General features: G+C 67.1%; 23 protein-coding genes. 11 read left to right on the forward strand and 12 right to left on the reverse strand.

Annotated features, from left to right (window positions below; translation table 11 throughout):
* Positions 1 to 4: 4 nt before the first annotated feature.
* Genes U1872_RS03140 through U1872_RS03150 form a run of 3 tightly spaced genes read right to left on the reverse strand, consistent with a single transcriptional unit; the run spans position 5 to position 4,105 of the window.
* Positions 5 to 2,182 (reverse strand): RNA degradosome polyphosphate kinase, encoded by a 2,178-nt coding sequence (locus U1872_RS03140; protein ID WP_332791401.1) that lies wholly within the window; start codon positions 2,180 to 2,182, stop codon positions 5 to 7.
* Positions 2,179 to 2,814 carry an HdaA/DnaA family protein gene (locus tag U1872_RS03145; protein WP_332791402.1) on the reverse strand — a complete coding sequence of 212 codons (636 nt, stop codon included), beginning with the start codon at positions 2,812 to 2,814 and terminating at the stop codon, positions 2,179 to 2,181. The genes U1872_RS03140 and U1872_RS03145 overlap by 4 nt, the downstream gene beginning before the upstream one ends.
* A gap of 19 nt (positions 2,815 to 2,833) precedes the next feature.
* On the reverse strand, positions 2,834 to 4,105 hold the full coding sequence (locus U1872_RS03150) for a heavy-metal-associated domain-containing protein (RefSeq protein ID WP_332791403.1): 1,272 nt from the start codon (positions 4,103 to 4,105) through the stop codon (positions 2,834 to 2,836).
* Between the two features lie 62 nt (positions 4,106 to 4,167).
* Between U1872_RS03150 and purM the strand changes: the two genes are divergently transcribed.
* The 4 genes from purM (at position 4,168) to U1872_RS03170 (ending at position 6,979) form a co-directional block, all read left to right on the forward strand.
* Complete coding sequence (gene purM / locus U1872_RS03155) at positions 4,168 to 5,277, forward strand: phosphoribosylformylglycinamidine cyclo-ligase (protein WP_332791404.1); 1,110 nt, start codon at positions 4,168 to 4,170, stop codon at positions 5,275 to 5,277.
* A gap of 168 nt (positions 5,278 to 5,445) precedes the next feature.
* A complete protein-coding gene (purN, locus tag U1872_RS03160; RefSeq protein WP_332791815.1) occupies positions 5,446 to 5,955 on the forward strand; it encodes a phosphoribosylglycinamide formyltransferase in 510 nt (169 codons plus the stop codon).
* The gene (locus tag U1872_RS03165) at positions 5,952 to 6,329 is read left to right on the forward strand and encodes an MmcQ/YjbR family DNA-binding protein (protein WP_332791405.1); all 378 of its coding nucleotides are present in this window, start codon (positions 5,952 to 5,954) and stop codon (positions 6,327 to 6,329) included. Before purN ends, U1872_RS03165 begins: the two co-directional genes overlap by 4 nt.
* On the forward strand, positions 6,326 to 6,979 hold the full coding sequence (locus U1872_RS03170) for a hypothetical protein (RefSeq protein WP_332791406.1): 654 nt from the start codon (positions 6,326 to 6,328) through the stop codon (positions 6,977 to 6,979). Before U1872_RS03165 ends, U1872_RS03170 begins: the two co-directional genes overlap by 4 nt.
* Before the next feature lie 179 nt (positions 6,980 to 7,158).
* On the opposite strand, the gene U1872_RS03175 is transcribed toward U1872_RS03170, so the two are convergent.
* The 4 genes from U1872_RS03175 to U1872_RS03190 form a co-directional block, all read right to left on the reverse strand.
* Entirely contained in the window at positions 7,159 to 7,680 is a 522-nt protein-coding gene (locus U1872_RS03175) for a GNAT family N-acetyltransferase (RefSeq protein ID WP_332791407.1), read from the reverse strand.
* On the reverse strand, positions 7,680 to 8,102 hold the full coding sequence (gene ndk, locus U1872_RS03180; RefSeq protein WP_332791408.1) for a nucleoside-diphosphate kinase: 423 nt from the start codon (positions 8,100 to 8,102) through the stop codon (positions 7,680 to 7,682). Before ndk ends, U1872_RS03175 begins: the two co-directional genes overlap by 1 nt.
* Before the next feature lie 92 nt (positions 8,103 to 8,194).
* The gene (locus tag U1872_RS03185) at positions 8,195 to 8,635 is read right to left on the reverse strand and encodes a DNA polymerase III subunit chi (RefSeq protein WP_332791409.1); all 441 of its coding nucleotides are present in this window, start codon (positions 8,633 to 8,635) and stop codon (positions 8,195 to 8,197) included.
* Positions 8,636 to 8,785: 150 nt separating this feature from the next.
* Positions 8,786 to 10,261 (reverse strand): leucyl aminopeptidase, encoded by a 1,476-nt coding sequence (locus U1872_RS03190; RefSeq protein ID WP_332791410.1) that lies wholly within the window; start codon positions 10,259 to 10,261, stop codon positions 8,786 to 8,788.
* Between the two features lie 195 nt (positions 10,262 to 10,456).
* On the opposite strand from U1872_RS03190, the gene U1872_RS03195 reads away from it, so the two are divergent.
* The 4 genes from U1872_RS03195 (at position 10,457) to rsmA (ending at position 16,031) form a co-directional block, all read left to right on the forward strand.
* Positions 10,457 to 12,691, forward strand: a complete 2,235-nt coding sequence (locus U1872_RS03195) for an LPS-assembly protein LptD (protein ID WP_332791411.1) — start codon at positions 10,457 to 10,459, stop codon at positions 12,689 to 12,691.
* A 115-nt stretch (positions 12,692 to 12,806) separates the two neighbouring features.
* A complete protein-coding gene (locus tag U1872_RS03200) occupies positions 12,807 to 14,201 on the forward strand; it encodes a peptidylprolyl isomerase (protein WP_332791412.1) in 1,395 nt (464 codons plus the stop codon).
* Positions 14,202 to 14,217: 16 nt separating this feature from the next.
* Positions 14,218 to 15,213 carry a 4-hydroxythreonine-4-phosphate dehydrogenase PdxA gene (gene pdxA, locus U1872_RS03205; protein ID WP_332791816.1) on the forward strand — a complete coding sequence of 332 codons (996 nt, stop codon included), beginning with the start codon at positions 14,218 to 14,220 and terminating at the stop codon, positions 15,211 to 15,213.
* Positions 15,210 to 16,031, forward strand: a complete 822-nt coding sequence (gene rsmA, locus U1872_RS03210; RefSeq protein ID WP_332791413.1) for a 16S rRNA (adenine(1518)-N(6)/adenine(1519)-N(6))-dimethyltransferase RsmA — start codon at positions 15,210 to 15,212, stop codon at positions 16,029 to 16,031. Before pdxA ends, rsmA begins: the two co-directional genes overlap by 4 nt.
* A gap of 63 nt (positions 16,032 to 16,094) precedes the next feature.
* On the opposite strand, the gene U1872_RS03215 is transcribed toward rsmA, so the two are convergent.
* From U1872_RS03215 to guaB, 3 genes are all read right to left on the reverse strand, one after another.
* Complete coding sequence (locus U1872_RS03215; RefSeq protein ID WP_332791414.1) at positions 16,095 to 16,601, reverse strand: tetratricopeptide repeat protein; 507 nt, start codon at positions 16,599 to 16,601, stop codon at positions 16,095 to 16,097.
* Between the two features lie 34 nt (positions 16,602 to 16,635).
* Positions 16,636 to 17,808 (reverse strand): RsmB/NOP family class I SAM-dependent RNA methyltransferase, encoded by a 1,173-nt coding sequence (locus tag U1872_RS03220; RefSeq protein WP_332791415.1) that lies wholly within the window; start codon positions 17,806 to 17,808, stop codon positions 16,636 to 16,638.
* A gap of 135 nt (positions 17,809 to 17,943) precedes the next feature.
* Complete coding sequence (gene guaB, locus U1872_RS03225; RefSeq protein WP_332791416.1) at positions 17,944 to 19,401, reverse strand: IMP dehydrogenase; 1,458 nt, start codon at positions 19,399 to 19,401, stop codon at positions 17,944 to 17,946.
* Positions 19,402 to 20,013: 612 nt separating this feature from the next.
* On the opposite strand from guaB, the gene U1872_RS03230 reads away from it, so the two are divergent.
* From U1872_RS03230 to U1872_RS03240, 3 genes are all read left to right on the forward strand, one after another.
* Positions 20,014 to 20,931, forward strand: a complete 918-nt coding sequence (locus U1872_RS03230; protein WP_332791417.1) for a COG2958 family protein — start codon at positions 20,014 to 20,016, stop codon at positions 20,929 to 20,931.
* 133 nt (positions 20,932 to 21,064) lie between these two features.
* Positions 21,065 to 22,033, forward strand: a complete 969-nt coding sequence (locus U1872_RS03235; RefSeq protein WP_332791418.1) for an SPFH domain-containing protein — start codon at positions 21,065 to 21,067, stop codon at positions 22,031 to 22,033.
* Entirely contained in the window at positions 22,030 to 22,479 is a 450-nt protein-coding gene (locus U1872_RS03240) for an NfeD family protein (RefSeq protein WP_332791419.1), read from the forward strand. The genes U1872_RS03235 and U1872_RS03240 overlap by 4 nt, the downstream gene beginning before the upstream one ends.
* A gap of 70 nt (positions 22,480 to 22,549) precedes the next feature.
* Here the strand turns inward: U1872_RS03240 and U1872_RS03245 are convergent, their stop codons facing one another.
* On the reverse strand, positions 22,550 to 22,864 hold the full coding sequence (locus tag U1872_RS03245) for a hypothetical protein (RefSeq protein ID WP_332791420.1): 315 nt from the start codon (positions 22,862 to 22,864) through the stop codon (positions 22,550 to 22,552).
* A gap of 41 nt (positions 22,865 to 22,905) precedes the next feature.
* On the reverse strand, positions 22,906 to 23,358 hold the full coding sequence (locus tag U1872_RS03250) for a hypothetical protein (protein WP_332791421.1): 453 nt from the start codon (positions 23,356 to 23,358) through the stop codon (positions 22,906 to 22,908).
* Between the last annotated feature and the right edge of the window lie 22 nt (positions 23,359 to 23,380).

Below are 23,380 nucleotides of genomic sequence, written 5' to 3' on the forward strand. Positions count from 1 at the left end.
CGGTTCAGCGTCGCTTGCGCAGCGAGAGCTTGGGCACCGCACCGCTCACCGCGAGCGAGGCGCCGCGGCCGGACAGCGAGGGATTTGTCATGAAATAGCGATGCAGGTTGAACGGCCGGTCGCCCGGCACTTCGCGGATGTACGAGCCGTCGGGCTGCAGATCCCAGCTCTGCTCATTGTCGATCAGATTGGCGACCATCACCTGGTCGAGGATCTGCTGGTGGACGGTCTTGTTCTCGATCGGCAGCATATATTCGATCCGCCGATCGAAATTGCGCTGCATCCAGTCGGCCGACGAGATGAACACCCCCGCGCCGTTGTTGGGCAAGGCGGCGCCGTTGCCGAAGCACCAGATGCGGCTGTGTTCGAGAAAGCGGCCGATCACCGACTTCACGCGGATGTTTTCCGAAAGGCCCGGAACGCCGGGCTTGAGGCAGCAGATGCCGCGGATGATGAGGTCGATCTCGACCCCTGCCCCGCTGGCTTCGTACAGTTTCTCGATCACGGCGGGATCGACCACCGAATTCATCTTGGCCCAGATCGATCCGGGCTTGCCCGCGCGGGCATTGGCGATCTCGGCATCGATCAGCCGCATCAGCCGCGGCCGCAGGTCGCGAGGGCTGAGGCTGATCAGCGCCATATTCTCGGGTTCGACGTAGCCGGTGATGTAGTTGAACATCTGCGCGGCATCGAGCCCGAGCCGCGGGTCGGCGGTGAAGAAGCTGAGGTCGGTATACACCTTGGCGGTGATCGGGTGATAATTGCCCGTGCCGAAGTGGCAGTAGGTGCGATATTGCCCATTCTCGCGGCGGACAACCATCGAGACCTTGGCGTGGGTCTTCCAGTCGATGAAGCCGTAGACGACCTGCACGCCGGCGCGTTCGAGCGCCGAGGCCCAGAGCAGATTCTGCTCCTCGTCGAAGCGCGCCTTCAGTTCGACCACCGCGGTGACCGACTTGCCGGCTTCGGCGGCGGCGATCAGCGCGTTGATGACGGCGGGCTGCTTGCCCGCGCGGTACAGCGTCTGCTTGATCGCGACGACGTCGGGGTCGGCGGCGGCCTGCTTGAGGAAGGCGAGCACCACGTCGAACGTCTCGTACGGGTGGTGGACGACGATGTCCTTCGCGCGGATCGCGGCGAAGCAGTCGCCGCCATATTCGCGGACGCGCTCGGGAAAGCGCGGCGAGAAGGGCGGGAACTTGAGATCGGGGCGATCCTCGTCGACGATCGCGTCGAGGTCGCCGACGCCGAGGAAGGCGCCGCTCTCGGTGACGAAGCAGTCCGAGCCGCCGAGCTCGTCGCGCAGCACAGAACCGAGCCGCTTGGGCATCCCGCTTTCGAGCTCGAGCCGGATGACGCGGCCGCGCCGACGGCGCTTGATCGCATTGGCGAAGTAGCGAACGAGATCCTCGGCCTCTTCCTCGATTTCGAGATCGCTGTCGCGCAGCACGCGGAACTCGGCGCCGCCGATCACCCGGTAACCCGGGAAGACGAGCGGGGCGAAACGCTTCACCAGCGATTCGACCGCGATGTAGCGCGCTTTCTCGCCCGGCAGCCGCAGGAAACGCGGCATCGGCGCGGGGATCATGACCAGCTCGCGGATCGGCTGGTCGTCCGAGATCCGGACCAGGTCGAACATCACCGCCAGCCCCTTGTTGGGGATGAACGGGAAGGGATGCGCCGGGTCGAGCGCCTGTGGCGTCAGGATCGGGAAGAGCTGCTCGCGAAACTGCGTTTCGAGCCAGGCGAGGTCCTCCGACGACAGCGCCTCGTCGATCGTGCGCGAGCTGAGCACCGCGATGCCGGTCTCGGCGAGTTGGCGGCGAAGGTCGCGCCACACGTCGCGCTGGCTGGTCACGAGCGCATCGGCCTCGGCGACGATCGCGGCGAGCTGCTGGCCCGAGGTCAGCCCGTCGTTCGACAGCCGCGCGACGTCCTGCAGCTGCTGGCCCTTGAGTCCGGCCACGCGGACCATGAAGAATTCGTCGAGGTTCGATCCCGAGATCGACAGAAAGCGGACGCGTTCGAGCAAGGGATGCGCGGTGTTGCACGCTTCCTCGAGCACGCGGCGGTTGAACGCCAGCCACGACAGTTCGCGGTTGAAATAGCGGTCGCTTCCCTCGGTGCCCGCGAACGGGTCGTCGTCATGGTCGAGACTGGCGAGATGCGCGGGGCGGGTCATCGGGTTTCCGTCGGTTCGGGGAACAGGTCGGGTGCCGCGCCGGGGATCATCCCGGCTTCGATCAGGGTGACGCGCGCGAGCGGGATCGACAGGCGCTTGTGCCGCGCGAGTAATGCCTGGTCGAGCAGGTCGACCGTGCGCAGCAACGCGATGTGCGTCCGTTCAACGCGCAGCACGAGCCATTGGATCACTTCGGGCCGGGCGTCGATCCCGCGGCGCAGGAATTGCCGCTCGAAGATCGCGCGCATCAGGTCCTCGTCGGGGTCGCCGAGCCGCACCGTCGGACTCGCGGCGAGGCGCGAGCGCAGGTCGGGCAGCTTGATCGCCCATTCCGGCGGCGCGGCATCGGCGACGATCACCACCGGGCGGCGATCCTCCTGCGCGCGGTTCCAGGCGTGGAAGATGCTCGTCTCGTTCTGGCGCTCGGCATCGTCGATCAGCCCGCCGCCGGTCTTGGCAGCGAAGATTCGCGCGAGCAGGCTGCGGCCCGACTTGCGCGGGCCGCTGACGACGACCGCCATCACCGGCCAGGTGCTCCAATGTTCGAGCTGCTGGACCGCGCGCGCGTTCGAGCTGCCGATCAGGAATTCGTCGTCGCGCGGATCGGCGGGCCAATCGAGCGGAAGTGCCATTTGTGCCGGAAGCATCGAATCACCCGGTCGGCGTCGCGGCGGGCGATCCCTGCCCGCTTGAGCCGGGTGCGGCAGAGCGACGGATGCGCAGCGTCGAGCCGCTCGCGCCGACCGACCAGCCACGCGCCTCGAGCGCGGCGCGCAGCAGCGCCGGATCGCCGTCGAAAGTCACGCGGAGGACCGAAACGCCGCCGATCGCCAGGCTGGTGGTGATGGCCGAGCGCACCCCCGGTACCGCCTGCAGCGCGCTTTCGGTCGCAGTCACCGAGCCCGCGTTCGGCGTATCGGCCTGAACGGAGAGCGTCGTGCTGGCCTTGGCGCCGGTGGGGCCGGGCAGTCCGTCGAGGCCGAGATCGATCGGAACGACCTCGGTCGGCGTCGCTGTCGGCGTCGGCGTGGCGACCGGGGCGACATAGGCCAGCCCGGAATCGCCGCGCAGACCGCCGTTTCGCAGCGCGTTCTGGAACGCCTCGTCGATCCGCTTGACGCCGGCATCGAGCAGGACGGGGAGCGCATCGGCGCGATCGACGCGCAGGGTGAATTGCGTGACGAGCAGATTGTCGGGACCGTGGCGCGCTTCGAACGCGCCGATGATCGGGCCGCCGGGCCATTCGCGGCGCAGCGTCACCTTGGGCACGAGCACGTCGGTCGCGCCATATTGATCGAGCACCACGCGCCACCAGCCGCGCCCTGCCCGCTCGGTCTGGCCGAGATTGAGCAGCAGCGCGTCGCTGCCGGTGCCGGTCGGGCGGACGTAGTCGATCATGCTGTTCCCGGTGCGATAGCGGCTCCACGCCTCCTGCCACGCGGTCTTCTGCTCGAAGCCGGTCGCGACGCCGCCGCTGACCTCGATCGGGATCGTCAGCATCGGCGACGAGCGCGCCGCCTCGGCGGCGATGCCAAGGATCGACCCGGCGCGCGCGCGGCTGAACAGCACGCCGAGCGTCGCGACGTAGCGATTGGGGCCGATCTGCTCATTCTCGACGACGATCCCCGACACCATCGCGTCGAGCGTTCCGTCGGCGAGTGTGCCGCCGCCCTTGCCCATCCGGCGCGACAGCATGTCCCAGCCCTTGCGCTGGGCGATCCGCCAGCCGGCATAGCGCGCAGCCTCGGCGCTCTTGCCGGTGACGTCGACCTGGACGCCGCTCACCTCATAGCTGCCCGAGCTGTCGGCTGGGGCGACGCCCTGGTCGGGATCGTCGACTTGCGCGAGCACGAGCCCGCCCGTCGCAGCAAGGGCGAGCGCCGCGGCGAACTTCAGGGGCGTGGAAAGGCGGCGGATCGTCATGTCGGCGCCCTTTTGGCGAAGGAGGCGTGGAAATCCAAGCAAGATATGGCTAGGCGGGCACGATGAGCGAAACGAACCCGGACGCCGAGTCCTACACCTATGCCCAAGCGGGCGTCTCGATTGCCGCTGGCAATGCGCTGGTGCGCGCGATCGCACCGCTCGCCAAGGCGACGCGGCGGCCCGGCGCCGATGCCGAACTCGGCGGCTTTGGCGGGCTGTTCGATCTCAAGGCGGCGGGGTTCGTCGATCCCTTGCTCGTCGCGGCGAATGACGGTGTCGGGACCAAGCTCAAGCTCGCGATCGAGCACAATGCGCATGACGGGGTCGGCATCGATCTGGTCGCGATGTGTGCCAACGACCTGATCGTCCAGGGCGCCGAGCCGCTCTTCTTCCTTGATTATTATGCAACTGCCAAGATCGATTCCGCCGTCGCCGAGCGCGTGATCGCCTCGATCGCGGAGGGGTGTCGCCAGGCCGGCTGCGCGCTGATCGGTGGCGAGACCGCCGAGATGCCCGGCATGTACGCGGCCGACGATTACGATCTTGCTGGCTTCTGCGTTGGCGCGGTCGAGCGCGACCGGGTGCTGACCGGGGCGGCGATCGCGCCGGGCGACGTCGTGTTGGGGCTTGCCTCCGCGGGCGTGCACTCGAACGGCTTTTCGCTGGTGCGCCGGCTCGCTGCGGACAAGGGCTGGAAGCTCGACCGGCCGGCTTTGTTCGATGCCGACGTGCTGCTGATCGACGCGCTGATGGCGCCGACGCGGATCTACGTGAAGGCGTTGCTGCCGTTGCTCGCGGAAAAGCGAATCAAGGGGCTGGCGCACATCACCGGCGGCGGCTTGCTCGAGAACATTCCGCGCGTCCTGCCCGATGGCACGCACGCGAAGATCGATGCCGATACCTGGGCGCAGCCGCGGCTGATGGCGTTCCTGCAGGCACAGGGCAATATCGAGCCCGAGGAAATGGCGCGGACCTTCAATTGCGGGATCGGCATGGTCGCGGTGGTCGCGGCGGACGAGGTCGCGGCGGTGACCGCCGGGCTTGAAGCTGCGGGCGAGACGGTATTCGCGATCGGGACTATCGAGGCTGGTGTTCGCGGGTGCACGGTGGCGGGGTCGGTCGAGACGTGGGGCGGCCGCGCCGATTGGACCGCGACCCATAACCATGGGTGAGCTTCTGTTTCTTCCCCCCTCCCGCAAGCGGGAGGGGCTGGGGGAGGGCCTGTCCTCCTCCGCGACCTTCGGTACTCGCAGCACGCCCCTCCCCCAACCCCTCCCGCAGGCGGGAGGGGAGTTTTGAGCGTCAAGGTCGGCATTCTGCTCTCGGGTCGCGGCTCGAACATGATGGCGCTGGTCGAGGCGGCTCAAGGCTACGATGTCGCGCTCGTCGCATCGGACAAGCCCGACGCCGCCGGCGTCGCCTGGGCGCGCGAGCGTGGTCTCGCCACCTTCACCCAGTCGCCCAAGGGCATCCCGAAGGCCGACTATGAAGCCGCAATCGACGCCGCGCTCGTAAACACGGGCGTCGAGATAATCGCGCTGGCCGGGTACATGCGGTTACTCTCCGACGCGTTCGTCGCGCGCTGGGCCGGTCGGATCATCAACATCCACCCCTCGCTCCTGCCGAAATACAAAGGCCTCGATACCCACGCCCGGGCGATCGAAGCAGGTGACGCGGTTGCCGGTTGCTCGGTCCATATCGTCACCGAGGAGCTCGACGGCGGCGCGGTGCTCGGCCAGGCCGAAGTGCCGATCGTTCTCGGCGACACCCCCGACAGCCTCGCCGCGCGCGTCCTCGCAGCCGAGCATCGGCTCTATCCCCAGGTCTTGGCGGAGTTTGTAAAACGATGAGTCCAGATCCCGAATCCGTCCTCGCCCGAGTCCGCGCACTCGCGCTGGCGCTGCCCGAGACCAGCGAACGCCCGTCGCACGGCGCGCCCGGCTTCCTGATCGCGGACGGCAAGTTCTTCGCCTATTTCTGGCACGACCATCACGGCGACGGCGAGACCGTGGTGATCGTCAAGACGACCGGCAGCGACGAGCAGGCGATGCTGATCGAGGCCGACCCCGATTGCTATTTCAGCCCGGCCTATCTCGGCGCATCGGGCTGGGTCGCGATGCGGCTCGATCGCGACGATGTCGATTGGGACCGCGTCGGTGACCGGATCGCGATCAGCTGGGAATTGGCCGCGCCGCGGCGCCTGCTCGAGGCGGGGGGACGATGAGCGAGCAACCGACCCCGCCGCGCGATCCCGAACTTCAGGTCGCCGCGACCGAGGCGGTCGCCAAGGCCGAAGCCGCGGCAACGCGCCGGCGCTGGATCAATCTCGGCGAATTCATTGCGGTCGCTGGGCTGATCATCGCGGGGGGCAGCCTCTATCTCAACTGGTCCGATCATCGTGCCGAAGAGGCCGACAAGCAGGTCGCCGCGGTGAAGGCCGAACGCGCGCAAGCGCGCTTCGACATCCGCGCGGCGCCGGCCTCGAACGGCAGCGCGCTGCTGCTCGCGCATGACGATCGCCATGCGATCCGCGACGCGACGGTCACGTTTCCGACCGCACTCGGCGTCGGCACCAAGGATACCGTTGCCGACACGATCGATCGCGGCTGGTTCGACCATGCCTTGCTCAAGGCGACCGATGGCGGGCCCGACAAGAAGGCCGGACGCCTGCCGGTGCTGATCGTGCTGACCTATTGGGATGGCGACACGCCGCGCACGACGCGCGGGATCTACGATATCGGGTGGAAAACCGAGGGCGGGTTTCCGTTCGGGCGGTCGGTTAAGCTCGAGAGCCTGCGGCTGCATGAACTTGGCGGGACGCAGAAGCGGCTCGATGCGATCTGGGCGGGGCAGCAGCCGAAGCCGAAGGACTGAGCGGCCGCCGAGCTTGGCTCTCAGCTGATCTAGGTTCCGCAACGCGCCCCACGTCCGTTCGTGCTGAGCTTGTCGAAGCACTGCCCTTCTTTGCCACGGTGGAAAGAAAGACAGCCCTTCGACAAGCTCAGGGCGAACGGAGGTGGGAGAGACCGGCCTGCCGGAACGTTAGACGAGGCTCAAAGGCCGCGCGCGTAGACCGGGTCGACATGCACCTCGCCGCCGACGACGAAATCGCGGCTGCCGATGACGGTGAAACCATTGCGTTCGTAGAAGGCACGGGCGCGGGCATTCTGGTCCCACACGCCGAGCAACAACCGCGTTCCGCCAAGCAGCACCGCGTCGGCCATCGCCTGCGCCATCAGCGCGGCGCCGATGCCGCTGCCATAGGCCTGGCGCAGCGTATAGATCCGGCGCAGCTCGACATCGCCGGGCTGCAGGTCGATCGGAAAGTCGGGCGCGGTCAGCACGGCATAGCCAATCGGAGCGAGCCCGGGCTCGATCTCCGCGACGGTTACGACCGTCGCGGGATCGGCGAGCCATTTGGCGAACACCGCCGCGCTATTGTTCTTGAGGCAATGGGCGACAAGATCGGCGCCGGCGAGCGACGGCGCGTAGGTATCGAGGAAGGCCGCATTGGCGACGAGCGACAGCAGGTCGGCATCCGCCGGCCCTGCCCGTCGCACGCGCCATTGCAGCATCAGCCGACGATTTCTTCGGGCTTGAAGAAGTAGGCGATCTCGATCTCGGCATTCTCGTCCGAATCCGAACCGTGCACGGTGTTGGCTTCGATCGACTCGGCGAGCTCCTTGCGGATCGTGCCGGCATCGGCATTCGCCGGGTTGGTCGCGCCCATGATGTCGCGGTTGCGCTGCATCGCGTTCTCGCCCTCGAGCACCTGCACGACGACCGGGCCCGAGATCATGAAGCTGACGAGCTCGCCGAAGAACGGACGCTCCTTGTGGACCGCGTAGAAGCCCTCGGCCTGCTCGCGGGTCATCTGGATGCGCTTCGAGGCGACGACGCGCAGGCCGGCTTCCTCGAGCATCTTGGTGACGGCACCGGTGATGTTGCGACGCGTCGCGTCGGGCTTGATGATCGAAAACGTGCGGTTCGCGGCCATGACCGTGAATCTCCTGTGGTGTTTGAAAGGCGTTTGGGAAGTCGCGATCCCCTAGTCGGGAGCCCGGTTGGATGCAAGCCTTGGGGTGGGCCTCAGGCGGCTTGCTCCCACCGCCCGCTGTCATTCTGTTTCCAGTAGCGGCGCTCGATCCCGGCGCGATCGGCAAGCGCTTTCCATGCCGCGCGGGCCTGGGTGATGCGGTCTTCGTCGAAGAAGTGGAACGCGCGGTCGAAGCCGAGCGCTTCTTCGCGCCACATGCCGTCGGCGAGCGCAATGTTGCGCGCGGCGTTGGCGGCGGCGGGACGCTCGCCAATCAGGATCGGCTGGGCGGCGTCGCCCTCGCCGTCGGCCTGCGCGTGCGGGAGGAAGCTGTCGGGGGCGTAGGTCCAGAGCAAACGGTCGAGTGCGCCGCGTTGATCGGCGCTCTCGGCGACGATCAGCAGGCGCCCGCCGGTCTCGACGACGCGCTCGGCGATGCGCGGGAGCACGCGCTCGAGCGGTTGCGCGGTGAGATGGTAGAAATCGACTTGCATGTTTGCTTCTACTCCCCCCCTTCTCTCACGCTTCTTCTTACCCCCCTCCCGCTTGCGGGAGGGGTTGGGGGAGGGGCGTACCTCAGGCGGAGCGCAGGCGTTCCAGGTCGTTCCCTCCCCTAGCCCCTCCCGCAGGCGGGAGGGGGAGAATTACCCCTCGAAGTTGTCCGCGACGAACCGGTCGAGCAGCCGCACGCCATAGCCGGTCGCGCCCTTGTCGTAGTTCGGGCCGGGCTTGTCGGCCCAAACCATCCCGGCGATATCGAGATGCGCCCACTTCACGCCCGGATCGACGAAGCGCTGGATGAACTGCGCCGCGGTGATCGAGCCGGCGCCGCGCGGGCCGACGTTCTTCATGTCGGCGATCGGGCTGTCGATCAGCTTGTTGTACGCGTCCGACAGCGGGAAGCGCCACAGCAGGTCCCCCGACGCCTTGCCGGCAGCGAGCAGTTGGTCGGCAAGCGGATCGTCATTGGCGAAGATCCCGCCGTGCTCGGTGCCGAGGCTGACGATCATCGCGCCGGTCAGCGTGGCGAGATCGACGATCGTCTTGGGGCGATGCGTGCGCTGCACCCAGGTGACCGCGTCGCACAGCACGAGACGCCCCTCGGCGTCGGTGTTGAGGATCTCGATCGTCTGCCCCGACATCGAGGTGAGCACGTCACCCGGCCGAATCGCGTCGCCATCGGGCATGTTCTCGACCAGGCCGCAGACGCCGATCACGTTCGCCTTGGCCTTGCGTCCGGCGATCGCCTTCATCGCACCGACGACCGCGCCAGCACCACCCATGTCCCACTTCATGTCTTCCATGCCGGGCCCGGGCTTCAGAGAAATGCCGCCGGTGTCGAAGGTTACGCCCTTGCCGACCAGTGCCAGCTCGGGATCACCTTCCCCTGCCCCGCTCCATTTCAGCGCGAGCAGTCGCGCATCCTTGGCCGAGCCCTGCGACACGCCGAGCAGCGCGCCCATGCCGAGCTCGCGCATCTCGTCCTCACCGAGTACGGTGACTTCGAGGCCAAGGCCTTCGACCTCGGCGAGCACCTTGGCGACGAACGTCTCCGGGTAAATCTTGTTGGGTGGCTCGGCGACGAGCGTGCGCGTCAGTTCGAGCCCCTCGGTCAGCGCCTTCTGCTTGCTCCACTCGGCGTCGGTGCCGTCGGGGGCGCCGTGCAGCACGATCGTGGTGAGCGTCGGCTTCGACTTCTCGGGCAGCTTGGTGCGATACACGTCGTGGCGCCAGCCGCGCTGGGCGGCAGCGGCGGCGAAGCGGGCGGCGGCCTTGGCGGTCGCGCTGGCGCCCGAGAGATCGACGCTTGCGGACCCTACGCCCGAGGTCAGCAGGCGTGCGGTCAGCGCGCCACCGGCACGCTCGTAATCGGCTTCGCTGCCAGCGCCTGTGCCGAGCAGCAGCACGCGGCGAACGCCGCCGGCGCCGTCGGCGACGAAGGTCTCGACGACGCTCGCCGTCTCGCCCTCGAACCGGCTGGCGCGCGCCGCGCCCTTGACCAGATCGAGCGTCGCCGCGTCGATCAGCGTGGTGGCCAGGCGCGCCAGCCCGTCCTTCTCGACCGGGAAAGCGAGAGCTGCGGCGGACGCCGGCGCGGCGCTGGAAAAGTCGATCTGCATGAAAGCCTCGATTGGGATCAGGTCTGCGTGAGTCGTCGGTCTGTAGGACAGCCGAGCCCGGCTGGCAAAGCATCGCGCGACGAAATCGCCGCAGCACGATTGCAGCGCGGCGGTGTCGATGCGATAGGGCGGGATCGACCAGCGGCATCCGGACAGAGATCGGGAGCCTTCTCGCATCAGGGTGTTATTTCCGACGTGAAGCGTGCCGTTTTCCTTGCCAGTTGCGCCTCCCCGCTGCTGTTCGCGCTCCCCGCGACGGCGCAGGACCTGCAGACGCGTACCGTTCCCCCGCCGCCGCCCTCGACCGCGCAAAGCCCGGGGGAGGATCAGGTCCAGTTCAACGCCACCGCGCTGGAATATGACAGCAAGGACGACGTCGTCACCGCGACCGGCGACGTCCGCATGTACCGCGAGGGCAATCGCCTGCGCGCCGACAAGGTCGTGTGGAATCGCAAGACCGGCAAGGTCAACGCCGTCGGCAACATCGCCGTCGTCAATCCGGGCGGCGACACCGCATATGGCGATTCGATCGAGCTCACCGACGCGCTCAAGGACGGCATGGTCGACAACATGCTGCTCGTGCTCGAGAAAGGCGGCCGGCTCGCGGCACGCAAGGGCACCCGCTCGCTCAACGAGACCGTCGTGCTCGAGGATGCCGCTTATACGCCGTGCGCGGTCACGACCGCGAGCAATTGCCCGAAGGAACCGTCGTGGAAGATCACCGCGGTGCGGGTGATCTATCGCCCCGAGCGCAACCGGATCTATTACAAGGGCGCGCGGATCAACCTGTTCGGGCTGCCGACCGTGCCGCTGCCGGCCTTTTCCAATTCGATCGGCGACGGCAACGACAATGGCCTGCTCGCGCCCGATTTTCGCTACGGCCGGGTCAACGGCTTCGAATTCGCCCAGCCCTATCATTTCGCGTTCGGTCCCGATCACGGGCTGACGGTAACGCCGCGCTTCTTCAGCCAGGTGCTGCCGATGCTCAAGGCGGAGTATAGTGCGCTCAACACCCGCGGCGCCTATCGCATCGCCGGCTATGTGACCGCCAGCCCGCGCAGCAACGACCTGCTCACCGCGACGCCGCCGGGCACGCCCAATTCCTTCCGCGGCTATCTCGACGGGGTGGCCAAGTTCCAGCTCACGCCGAACTGGACGCTGAGCGGATCGCTGCGGCTGACGACCGACCCGACCTTCCTGCGCCGCTACGACATTTCGACCGACGATCGGCTGCGCAGCACGGCCAGCCTCGAGCATATCGACCTCAACAGCTATTTCGCGATCAGCGGCTGGTATGTGCAAACGCTGCGCGTCGGCGACCGCCAGGCGTTACAGCCGATCGCGCTGCCCGAGATCGACTATCGTCGGCGGATGAAGGATGGCCTGCTCGGCGGCGTCTTCTCCTTCCAGGTCAACACGCTCGCCATCTCGCGGCCGGCCGGCCAGGACACCCAGCGCGCCTTCGCGAGCGCGCAGTGGGAGTTGCGCAAGCTGACGCCGTTCGGCCAGGAAGTGACCTTCACCGCATTCGGCCGCGGCGACCTCTACAACAGCAGCAACACGCTCGCGACGACGGTGGCGAGCTATCGCGGCAACAGCGGGATCAGCGGTCGGCTGATCGGCGCGTTTGCGGTCGATGTGAAGTGGCCGCTGATCGGGGCCTTTTTCGGCGGGACGCAGCGCCTGACGCCGCGCGTGCAGATCGTGGCGTCGCCGCAACTCGGCACGATGGCGGTGCCCAACGAGGATTCGCGCTCGGTCGATCTCGAGGATTCGAACCTGTTCGCGCTCAACCGCTTCCCCGGCTACGACCGCTACGAGGATTCGGCTCGCGTCACCTACGGGCTCGACTGGGCGGTCGACCTGCCCGGCTTCTCGCTCGCGACCAATGTCGGCCAGAGCTATCGCCTCAACAGCCGCCCGACGCTGTTCCCCGATGGCACCGGCCTGTCAGGCCGCGTTTCCGACATCGTCGGGCGGACCGAACTGCGCTTCCACGACTTCGTGTCGGTGATCCATCGTTATCGGCTCGACCAGGGCAATCTTGCGATCCGCCGCAACGAGCTCGACGCGACGGTCGGGTCGCGCAGCACCTATGTGTTGGTCGGTTATCTGCGGCTCAATCGCAATATCGACCAGACGCTCGAGGATCTGCGCGATCGCGAGGAACTGCGCGCCGGCGCCCGCGTCCAGGTGTCGCGCTTCTGGTCAGTGTTCGGCTCGACCGTGATCGACCTGACCAACCGCAACGAGGACCCGCTGTCGCTCGCCGACGGATTCGATCCGGTGCGACACCGGCTCGGCGTGCAATATGAGGATGATTGCCTGCGGCTCGGCGTGACCTGGAAGCGCGACTATCAGACCGCCGGCGACGCGCGCAGCGGCAACAGCTACCTCTTGACGCTGGCGTTCAAAAACCTTGGCCGCTAAGCACTGGTTCAGACGGATCGGCGCATTGCAGCGTCCAGTCGATGCTGGGCCGGTAGATTGGGGCCATCGATACGGGCCAGATCGATGCACACCGTGCGGGATGGGATTTTAATACGTGAAGACTGACACAGTGAAGAAGACCCGCCTGGGTCGCGGCATCGGGATGGGCGCGCTGATCGCGGCTTTGCTCTCCACCAGCGGCGGTTCGGTCGCGCAGACCGCGCCTGGCGAGCCCACCCCGCAGGAATCTGCGCGCGCGGCGTCGCTCGACCTGCCGTCCAACCCGACGATCTTCGGCAAGGTCGATCCGACGATCCGCAAGCCGACCGCGATCGTCAACGGTGCGGTGATCACCGGGACCGACATCGACCAGCGCGTCCAGTTGCTGGTGTCGGCACGCGATCTCAAGCTGACGCCCGCCGAGATGGCGCAATATCGCCTGGTGATCGTCCGCCAGCTGATCGACGAGACGCTGCAGATCCAGCAGGCGAAGACCGCCGACGTCAAGATCGCGCCCGAGGAAATCAGCAAGAGCTACGAAACCGTCGCGCGCAATTTCGGGAAGTCGCTCAACGAGATGCGGACGTATCTGCGCTCGATCGGCTCGTCCGAGCGCTCGCTCAAGCGCCAGATCGAGGCGGAACTCTCGTGGAACCGCTATTTGCGGCGCAAGGTCGACGTCAATGTCGGTGACGAGGAAGTCAACGCGATCATCGACAAGATCAAGAAGCAGCAAGGCACGACCGAATATCACGTCCGCGAAATCTATCTTGCGGCCGATGCCGATCGCTCGCCCGAGGTGTTCGCCCAGGCGCAGCAGATCATGACTTCGATCCAGAAGCGCGACAAGGGCGAGGACACGTTCGGTTACTATGCCCGCCTGTCGCAGGCGACGACGCGCAACACCGGCGGCGATCTTGACTGGCTGAACGAGCAGCAGCTGTCGCAGCTGCCGGCGCCGCTGGTCGAGGCGATCAAGTCGATGACCCCCGAGCATCTGGCCGGGCCGATCGCCGTGCCGGGCGGCTTCTCGATCATCTATCTGGTCGACACGCGCAAGATCGGCGTGGCCGATCCGCTCGACGCCAAGCTGACGCTGAAGCAGGTCAGCGTGCGCTTCCCCGAGGGAATCACGCAGGCGCAGGCCGATGCGCGGGTGACCGAATTCGCCAAGCTCAGCTCGGCGATCCGCGGCTGCGGCGAAGTCGCCAAGGTGGCCTCGGCACTCGGCGCGGACGTGGTCGACAATGATTCGGTACGGATCAAGGATCTGCCGGTCGCGCTGCGCGAGATCATGCTCAAGCTGCAGGTCGGCGAATCGACCCCGCCGTTCGGCTCGGCCAAGGACGGGATCCGCTCGCTCGTGCTGTGCGGTCGCGACGAAGCGACGGGTGCCAACATCCCGGGGATGGAACAGGTGCGCAGCTCGATGGAAAACCAGCGCGTCAACCTGCGCGCGAACCAGCTGCTGCGCGATCTGCGGCGCGACGCGATCGTCGAATATCGTTGACCGAGGCGTGACCGACATGCTCGCGCCGCTCGCCATATCGATGGGGGATCCGGCGGGCATCGGGCCCGAGGTGATCGCCAAGGCGTGGGCCAAGCGTGTCGAGGCGGGGCTCGCGCCTTTCTTCACGACGGGCGACGCACGCGCGATCGCAGCGGTGTGGGATGGTCCGGTGACGGCGATCTCGCATCCCGATGCCGCCAACGGCGTGTTCGACTCGGCGTTGCCTGTGCTGACCGTCGAGGACGGCGGCGAGATCGTCCCCGGCAAGCCTGACGTCGAGGGCGCGCGCTGTGCGCTGCGCGCGCTCGAGTTGGCGGCGGGGCTGGTGCGCTCGGGCGCGGCGCGCGCCTTGGTCACCGGGCCGGTGTCGAAGGCGCAGCTCTATCAGATCGGCTTCAATTATCCCGGGCAGACCGAGTTCGTCGCCGAGCGCTGCGGCATCGCCGGGGAAAATGCGGTGATGATGCTGGCCGCACCCGATCTGCGGGTCGTGCCGATCACCACCCACGTTCCGCTCGCCACGGTGAGCGGCTTGCTGTCGATCGAGCTGATCGTCGCCAAGGGCCGCGCCACGGCGCGCGGCCTGACGCGCAATTTCGGCATTCTCAACCCGCGGCTCGCCTTTGCCGGGTTCAACCCCCATGCCGGCGAGAGCGGCGCGATCGGGCGCGAGGAGATCGATCTGATCCAGCCGGCGATCGCGCAGCTGCGCGCCGAGGGGATCGACGCGAGCGGGCCGTTCGCCGCCGACACGATGTTCCACGCTCGCGCTCGGGCGACCTATGATGCCGCGTTGTGCTGCTATCACGACCAGGCACTGGTGCCGCTCAAGACGCTCTACTTCGACGATGGCGTCAACATCACGCTCGGCCTGCCGATTGTGCGCACCTCGCCCGATCACGGCACCGCGTTCAACATCGCCGGCAAGGACGTCGCCGAGCCCGGCGCGACGATCGCGGCGATCCGGCTCGCCGGGGACGCCGCCGACCGACGCGCCGCTGCCGACGCATGACGACACCCGACCTGCCTCCGCTGCGGGAGGTGATCGCGCGCCACGGTCTCAACGCCAGCAAGGCGCTCGGCCAGAATTTCCTGCTCGATGCGCAATTGCTCGCGCGGATTGCCCGGATCCCGGGCGACCTGGCCGATGCCGAGGTGCTCGAGATCGGCCCAGGACCGGGCGGGCTGACGCGGGCGTTGCTTGGCGCTGGCGCGCGAGTCACGGCAATCGAACGCGACCATCGCTGTATCCCGGCACTGGCCGAATTGGGCGAGGCCTTCCCCGGCCAGCTGCGCGTGATCGAGGGCGACGCGCTCGAGATCGACGGCGCGGCCCTGTTCGAACGCAAGCCGCATATCGCGTCCAACCTGCCCTATAACATCGGTACCGCGTTGCTGGTGCGCTGGCTGTCGGCCGAGTGGACGCCGTGGTGGCAGAGCCTGACGCTGATGTTCCAGCGCGAGGTCGCCGAGCGGATCGTCGCGCCGACCGATGGCGAGGCGTATGGCCGGCTCGCGGTGCTGGCGCAGTGGCGCAGCAAGGCGACGCTGGCGCTGCCGGTGCATCGATCCGCCTTCACCCCCCCGCCCAAGGTGATGTCGGCGGTGGTGCATATCGTGCCGGGCGAAGCGCCAGACGGCGTGCGCTTCGCGACGCTCGAACGGTTGACCGCGGCGGCGTTCGGGCAGCGGCGCAAGATGCTGCGGCAGAGCCTGAAGGGCGTGCCCGGCGCGCTGGCAGCGCTCGATACCGTCGGGATCGACGCAACGCGGCGGGCGGAGACGGTGAGCGTCGCGGAGTTCGTCGCGCTGGCGCGGGCGTTGGGGTGATGGGCAGGCCCCTGCGCTAATCGCTTCCCCGCCGAAGGCCGGGGAAGCGTCACGGACGAAAGGTCAGTCTTTCTTCGGGAGCGCTGCCGGCACCGTCGTCGCGGCGGTGACGATCGGCGGGCCCTTGGCGATCGAAGCCGTCAAAACCGCCACTTCGGGGCAGGCGCGCTTGGCGCAGACCGATTTGACCTTGGCGAGATTTTCGCGGGCGCGCGACACCGCACCCTTGGCGACGAGCGCCTCGCCCTGCCCGGTCAGCGCGGCGACGTCGTTGGGATCGAGCGACAGCGCCTCGCGGTACAGCCGGATCGCCTTGCCCGGCAGGCCGCGCGCCTTGGCGACCTCGGCCAGCGTGACGAAGGCGCCGCGATTGCGCGGGTCGACCGCGACCGCGCTTTCGAGGATGTCGGTCGCTGCTTCGAAATTGCCGGCCGATTGCAGGGCGCGGCCCTTGGCGAGCAGCGCCAGCGAGCGCGCGTCGATCGCGTCCTCGGCCCGTTGCCCCTGCACTGCGGTCGCGACGGTAACCAGCGTCAGCGCGGCAGCGACGGCGACGGACGTGTAACGCATGAGATACTCCAGCTTCGACACGTCGATATGGCTATCACGGCGCGATCAGGCGCGCGACAAAAAAGCCGTCGGTCGCGTCATGCGCCGGCGTCAGGCGGACGCCGGCGCCGTGCTTGCGCCCGACCGGCAGCTTGAGCGGCTGCGCCTTCCAGCCGGGGTCGGCGGTAAGGAAGTCGGCGACCTGCCCTGCCCCTTCTTCGTCGAGCAGCGAGCAGACGATGTAGACCAAAGCCCCGCCCGGCTTGACGAGGTTGGCGCCGACTTCGAGCACGTGCTTTTGCGTCTCGACCAGCCGCTCGATCCGGTCGGGCGTCAGGCGCCAGCGCGCCTCGGGGTTGCGGCGCCAGGTGCCGGTGCCCGAGCACGGCGCATCGATCAGCACGCAATCAGCGCTGTGGAGCCAGTCGTCGAGCATCTCGACCTCGCGGCCGGGGTTGAGCAGGCGCGTCTCGATGATCCCCGAGCGGGCGCGTTCGGCGCGCGGCGCCATGCGCGAGAGGCGCATGCGGTCGGTGTCGGTCGCGAGCACTTCGCCCTGCCCTTCCATTACCGCGGCGAGCGCGAGCGTCTTGCCGCCGGCGCCGGCGCAGAGATCGACGATGCGCTGGCCGGGCTTGGCCTTGGCGGCGAGCGTGACGAACTGGCTGCCGGCGTCCTGCACCTCGATCGCGCCGTGATTGTAGGCGGGGAGGTTCTCGACCTGCGTACCCGAGGGGAGACGCAGACCGTCGGGCAGGCCGGCGATCGGCTCTGCGCCTTCGATGTCGATCTCCTCGACGATCATCCGGTTGATGCGCGCGTCGAGCGGGGCGCGGCTGATGAGCGCCTCGAACTCTTCATAGCCGAGGTCGGACGAATGCAGGCGGTCGATGATCCACGTGGGCGCGACGCCCGAGGGGGCGGCGGTCTCGTGCTTGCCGATCGGCGCGGGGCCGTGGCCGACGCCGTCGAAGGTCGCGGCGACTTCGGGATCGGCCTGCGCGACGGCGATCATTGCGGCGCGGCCCGAGGCCGGGCGTTCGCCCGCTGCGCGGATCGCGGCGTAGACGAGCTCGCGGACGGCGCGGCGGTCCTTGCTGCCGGCGTAGCGGCGCGTGCTGAAATAGCGCGCGATCAGCGTGTCGGCAGCGGCGCCGCTGTCGCGGGCGCCGGCGATGATCTGGTCGAGCAGCTCGATCGCGGCCTGGGTGCGGGCGGATGGGGTCATTGTTGGTCTTTCTCCCTCTACCCGCTTGCGGGGAGAGGGTCGGGGAGAGGGGCAGTGCTGTGTTACCGAGCGGAACGGGTGTTGAGGCGTCCCCCTCTCCCCGGCCCTCTCCCCCCAGGGGGAGAGGGAGGAGGATTACCTGGTCGGGTAGTTCGGGGCTTCGCGGGTGATGTCGACGTCGTGGACGTGGCTTTCCTTGAGCCCGGCGCCGGTGATCTGGACGAAGCGGGCACGCGCCTGCAGGTCTTCGAGCGTCGCCGAGCCGGTATAGCCCATCGCCGCGCGGATGCCGCCGACGAGCTGGTGGATCACGTCCCTGGCGGGGCCCTTGAAGGCGACCTGGCCTTCGATCCCCTCGGGGACGAGCTTCATCTGGTCCTTGATGTCGCCCTGGAAATAGCGGTCGGCAGAGCCGCGGCCCATCGCGCCGACCGAGCCCATGCCGCGATACGATTTGTACGCGCGGCCCTGGAACAGGAAAGTCTCGCCCGGCGCTTCCTCGGTACCCGCAAGCAGCGAGCCGATCATGCACGCCGACGCGCCCGCGGCGAGCGCCTTGGCGAGATCGCCCGAGGTGCGCAGGCCGCCGTCGGCGATCACCGGCACGCCGTGCTTCTGGCCGATCTCGGCACAATCCATCACGGCGGTCAGCTGCGGCACGCCGACGCCGGCGACGACGCGGGTGGTGCAGATCGAGCCCGGGCCGATGCCGACCTTGATGCCGTCGGCGCCGGCGTCGATCAGCGCGCGGGTCGCCTCGCCCGTGGCGACGTTGCCCGCGATGACCTGCACCGAATTGCTGAGCTTCTTCACCCGCTCGACCGCGCGCGCGACGTCGCGATTGTGGCCGTGCGCGGTGTCGATCACCACCAGGTCGAGCTCGGCATCGACCAGCGCCTCGGTCCGCGCGAAGCCCTTGTCGCCGACCGTGGTCGCTGCCGCCACGCGCAGGCGGCCGGCATCGTCCTTGGTCGCGTTGGGATAGGTGACCGCCTTCTCGATATCCTTGACGGTGATCAGGCCGACGCAGCGATATTTGTCATCGACGACGATCAGCTTCTCGATCCGCCGCTGATGGAGCAGGCGGCGCGCCTCCTCCTTGCCGACGCCGGTCGAGACGGTCGCGAGGTTCTCGTGCGTCATCAGCTCGGAGACGGGCTGGTTGGGGTTCTCGGCGAAGCGCGTGTCGCGGTTGGTGAGGATCCCGACGAGCGTGCCGTCGGCCTCGACCACCGGGATGCCGCTGATCTTGTGGCGCAGCATCAGCGCCTGCGCCTCGGCGAGCGTCGCGGACGGGCTGATCGTGATCGGGTTGACGACCATGCCGCTCTCGAAGCGCTTGACCGCGCGGACCGCGGCGACCTGCTCGTCGATTTCCATGTTGCGGTGGAGCACGCCGATGCCGCCGAGCTGCGCCATGACGATCGCCATGTCGGCCTCGGTCACGGTGTCCATGGCCGACGAGAGGATCGGGATGTCGAGAGAAATGCCGCGCGTGACGCGCGTCGCGGTGTTGGTCTGGCTCGGGACGATGTCGGATTCAGCCGGCACGAGCAGGACATCGTCGAAGGTGAGGCCGAGGCGAATGTCCATGAAAATGCCGTTTCCTGCTGGCCCGGGGAGGTCGGGTGGGTGCGAGTCGTGGCGGTCCATGTAAACAACGGGCGCGCGGGGCGCTAGGGGGCGGGCGGCGTTGGGGCTGAGCCCCTCTTCCGAAGGGAGGGACAAGACGAGGAAAGCAGCACGATGCGACGAACCGTTGGGCGGTTGACTCGATTGACCCCAAGACGTGATGTTTACTTTTCCGATCGTTTCCCTTTTTGCACTAATGAGCGAAGAGTATGATTCGTCCGCCGGGTTTCCACTCCCTGACGCATGCCAACACATAGGACGCGCGAGAGTAGCGGGACCGCGAGGGTAAGGAGCCGGACGATTCAAAGAACGGTCAGAACATACCACGAACAGGTTTATGTAGGACAGGGAAATCGGATGTCTCCCAAACGAAAAACCAGCACGATGTTCGCTTGACCGCTACCACCGTCGAGGGCAGCCTTAGGGATTGCTGTCGCGCCACTTAGGTATGCTTATAGAATCGCTTGGCCGCCTCGGTCCGATCAACACCAAAATCGACACCTAAGTTACGAGGGGTCGTCAGCGGAGAAAATGGCTTTGCGATTTACAATAAATACGGCTGCAGCCGAGTGCTTGCGCGCACATCCGGGACATCGTTTCAAAGCACGTGATATTGCTGATTGGATTTTCGCGAAATATCCGGCTGAATGTCAGGCGAAGCTCGAACGCAGCCCTGTTCTAAAAAGCGATGCGGACCTGCTACAGCAGTTGGTCGCTGAAATTGGCGCGAACCGGCCTCAGATCGTAAAGTCGAACCCACAAGTCCGAACTGTCGAGGTTCGTCCCCGGTTGTTTTATTGGACCGAAGAGACCGAAGAGCAGGAAGCGACGCTCGTCGAGGAACGGGGGGCATTAGTCGAAGGGGTGGAACTGGCGAGCCCTGGCGAGGACACCCAAGCCACCGCCACCGTCTATGAGGCGGATTTGTATCCCAAGCTCGGAGCCTTTCTCAGCGCCGAGTCTAATCTATATGTGCAGAGGATCGACGAGAAACGGTCTTCAAATAAGCGCGGGCCTCAGGGTAATAGATGGCTTTATCCTGACCTGGTTGCGATGGAGGATCTGACGCGGGGCTGGACCAAGGAAATACGAGAGTGCGTTTCTGAAGTAGGTGCCCGAAAATTTCGTCTATGGTCCATCGAGGTAAAGCTGCTGCTGAATCGGTCAAACGTCCGTGAAGCATACTTCCAAGCTGTTTCTAATTCATCGTGGGCGAATTTCGCATACTTGGCTGCCGCGGAGATCGAGGGGGCGGACACGCTAAAGGAGCTACGAATTCTGAGTTCCTTGCATGGGGTGGGGCTCATCAGGATTGACGGAAATGTGCCGACCGATAGCGAAGTCCTAATTCCGGCTCGTGAACGCTCAGAGGTGGATTGGGCGAACTGCGATCGGCTGGCCTCTGAAAATGCGGACTTTCAGACGGTGATCCACCGGCTTTGGGAGTTCCATCGGACCGGTGCCGCTAAATCTGCAGAATGGAAAGTTTAGAGGCACTTGCGCACTAGGGCACGTGATTGCCATGGCGCGCGTCAGCCGCGAGCCCCCCCCTACCCACCACCCCCCAATCTGCTAAAACCCCACCATCGCGCCCGCCCCTCCGCGGTCGCGCAAGGGGATCCCCATGGCACTCATCATCGCCGGCCTGCTCGTCTTTGTCGTACTGCTCTACCTCATGCTCGGCATGAAGGTCGTCCGCCAAGGCTATCAGTACACGATCGAACGCTTCGGCAAGTTCACCGCGGTCGCCAAGCCCGGGCTCACCTTCATCGTGCCGCTGTTCGACCGGGTCGGTCGGAAAGTGAACATGATGGAGCAGGTGCTCGACATTCCCGGCCAGGAGATCATCACCAAGGACAATGCGATGGTCGCGGTCGACGGCGTGGTGTTCTTTCAGGTGCTCGACGCGGCCAAGGCGGCGTATGAGGTGAGCGACCTGTATCTCGCGATCATGCAGCTCGCGACGACCAATCTGCGCACCGTAATGGGGTCGATGGATCTCGACGAGACGCTGTCGAAGCGCGACGAGATCAACACGCGGCTGCTGATGGTGGTCGATCACGCGACCGAGAGCTGGGGCGTCAAGATCACGCGCGTCGAGCTGAAGGACATCCGCCCGCCCGCCGACATCGTCAATGCGATGACCCGCCAGATGAAGGCCGAGCGCGAGAAGCGCGCGACCATTCTCGAGTCGGAAGCGGCCCGCCAAAACGCGATCAACCGCGCCGAGGGGCAGAAACAGTCGCAAATCCTCGAGGCAGAAGGTCGCCGCGAATCCGCCTTCCGTGACGCCGAGGCGCGTGAACGCGCCGCACAGGCCGAGGCGAGCGCGACCAAGGCGGTGTCCGACGCGATCGAGGGCGGCAGCGTCCAGGCGATCAACTATTTCATCGCGCAGAAATATGTCGAGGCGATCGGCAAGTTCGCAACCTCGCCCAACGCCAAGACGATCCTCTTCCCGGTCGAGGCGACGCAGCTGATGGGGACGCTCGGCGGGATTGGCGAGCTGGCGCGCGAGGCGATCGTCGGGTCGCCTTCGGCCTCGCCGGTGGTCAAGCCGCGGCCGCGTCCGTTCGAGGAGCCTGTGGCGTGACGCTGTTCGGGATCGACTGGAGTCTGGGCGCGCTGTGGCTGGCGGCGGCGCTCGCGCTGGTGATCGCCGAGATGCTCGTGCCGGGGTTCTTCCTGGTGTTCCTCGGCGCGGGCGCGGTGGGGACCGGGTTGCTGGTGCTGATCGTGCCGGAGGTGCCGATCGTGCTGCAGGCTTTGGTTTTCGCCGGGCTGACCGCGGGGGCGGTGGCGATCGGGTGGCGCTGGTATCGCGGGCTCGACACGACCGCGGCGGAGCCGCCGCTCAATGACCGGGCGGCGCGGCTGATCGGGAAGCGCGTGCTGGTGTGCGAGGCGATCGTCGATGGCGAGGGGCGCGTGACGGTCGGCGACGGTGCGTGGAGCGCGACCGGGCCCGATGCGGCGGTTGGCGAAAGCGTGCGGGTCGTCGGGGCGGATGGGAGCGTGTTGCGGGTCGAGCTGGGCTGAGCGCCTCGAAAGGCTGCCTCTATAGCGCGGATCGGTCGCGGGCCGGAGCGCTGCGACCGATCCGGACGGCTCATTTCTTCCCGAAGAAACCCTCGGCCAGGCCACCGAGCTGGCCGAGCACCCCGCCCTGTTCGGCGAGCTGGCTCGCAAAGCCGGCAAGCGCGCCCTCTCCGCCGAGATGCGCGAGGATCTGCTGGAGCGTGTCGGTCGGCAGGCCGGTGGTCTCGGCGGCGGTCGCGACGGTGTCGCCGGGTGCGGCATGCGCCTGGCCGAGCGCGGCGACCGCCGATTCGATCTGCTCTGGGGTCAGGCCGATCTTCTCGGCGAGGTTCTTCATGTCGACGTTTTGGGTGACTTGGCCGAGCAGGCCGTCGAGCATTCCCATGGGTGCATCCTTGATCGTCAATTGGCGAGAAGCCGAGCGTATCACGCCCCCGGCAGCGGCGCGAGATCGGGTGCGACGAAAGCGCGCCGCGCCGCGACCGAAAAGAGCCGCGCGCGGCTGTAGAAGCGCAGCGTCCAGTCGCGCTGGCCCGCCGGGCTGGCGAGCAGCGCGTTGACGCTGGCGACGAGTGGTTCGGCCGGGTCGCGCGTAGCGAGATGCGCACGGATGCCGGCGAGATAGGCGCGCGTGATCGTGTCGTGATAGCCCTGGCTGTCGTCATTCACCCCGCCGACGGCTGCGTTGTAGAGCGAGATGATCGTCGCGATCTGCGCGTCCAGCTCGATGTCGGGCCGGTCGCGGGCGAGCCAGAGCGTCGCGGCGAGATGCGCCTCGTGCGTCCAGTCGGGGCGCGGCAGGCTGCGGTCGAGGAGCCCCTCCCCCACGCGCCGGATCGCGGCGTTATCGGGGAAGGGGCGCAAGGGTACATCGGTCATCGGATCGGGCTCCAACAGGGCC

This window comes from Parasphingomonas frigoris (assembly GCF_036663815.1).
GTDB lineage: Bacteria > Pseudomonadota > Alphaproteobacteria > Sphingomonadales > Sphingomonadaceae > Sphingomonas.

Coding starts and splice junctions, on each gene's coding strand:
- U1872_RS03140 (WP_332791401.1), bottom strand. CDS start 2,182: ATGACCCGCCCCGCGCATCTCGCCAGTCTCGACCATGACGACGACCCG.
- U1872_RS03145 (WP_332791402.1), bottom strand. CDS start 2,814: ATGGCACTTCCGCTCGATTGGCCCGCCGATCCGCGCGACGACGAATTC.
- U1872_RS03150 (WP_332791403.1), bottom strand. CDS start 4,105: ATGACGATCCGCCGCCTTTCCACGCCCCTGAAGTTCGCCGCGGCGCTC.
- purM (WP_332791404.1), top strand. CDS start 4,168: ATGAGCGAAACGAACCCGGACGCCGAGTCCTACACCTATGCCCAAGCG.
- purN (WP_332791815.1), top strand. CDS start 5,446: ATGATGGCGCTGGTCGAGGCGGCTCAAGGCTACGATGTCGCGCTCGTC.
- U1872_RS03165 (WP_332791405.1), top strand. CDS start 5,952: ATGAGTCCAGATCCCGAATCCGTCCTCGCCCGAGTCCGCGCACTCGCG.
- U1872_RS03170 (WP_332791406.1), top strand. CDS start 6,326: ATGAGCGAGCAACCGACCCCGCCGCGCGATCCCGAACTTCAGGTCGCC.
- U1872_RS03175 (WP_332791407.1), bottom strand. CDS start 7,680: ATGCTGCAATGGCGCGTGCGACGGGCAGGGCCGGCGGATGCCGACCTG.
- ndk (WP_332791408.1), bottom strand. CDS start 8,102: ATGGCCGCGAACCGCACGTTTTCGATCATCAAGCCCGACGCGACGCGT.
- U1872_RS03185 (WP_332791409.1), bottom strand. CDS start 8,635: ATGCAAGTCGATTTCTACCATCTCACCGCGCAACCGCTCGAGCGCGTG.
- U1872_RS03190 (WP_332791410.1), bottom strand. CDS start 10,261: ATGCAGATCGACTTTTCCAGCGCCGCGCCGGCGTCCGCCGCAGCTCTC.
- pdxA (WP_332791816.1), top strand. CDS start 14,218: ATGCTCGCGCCGCTCGCCATATCGATGGGGGATCCGGCGGGCATCGGG.
- rsmA (WP_332791413.1), top strand. CDS start 15,210: ATGACGACACCCGACCTGCCTCCGCTGCGGGAGGTGATCGCGCGCCAC.
- U1872_RS03215 (WP_332791414.1), bottom strand. CDS start 16,601: ATGCGTTACACGTCCGTCGCCGTCGCTGCCGCGCTGACGCTGGTTACC.
- U1872_RS03220 (WP_332791415.1), bottom strand. CDS start 17,808: ATGACCCCATCCGCCCGCACCCAGGCCGCGATCGAGCTGCTCGACCAG.
- guaB (WP_332791416.1), bottom strand. CDS start 19,401: ATGGACATTCGCCTCGGCCTCACCTTCGACGATGTCCTGCTCGTGCCG.
- U1872_RS03235 (WP_332791418.1), top strand. CDS start 21,065: ATGGCACTCATCATCGCCGGCCTGCTCGTCTTTGTCGTACTGCTCTAC.
- U1872_RS03245 (WP_332791420.1), bottom strand. CDS start 22,864: ATGGGAATGCTCGACGGCCTGCTCGGCCAAGTCACCCAAAACGTCGAC.
- U1872_RS03250 (WP_332791421.1), bottom strand. CDS start 23,358: ATGACCGATGTACCCTTGCGCCCCTTCCCCGATAACGCCGCGATCCGG.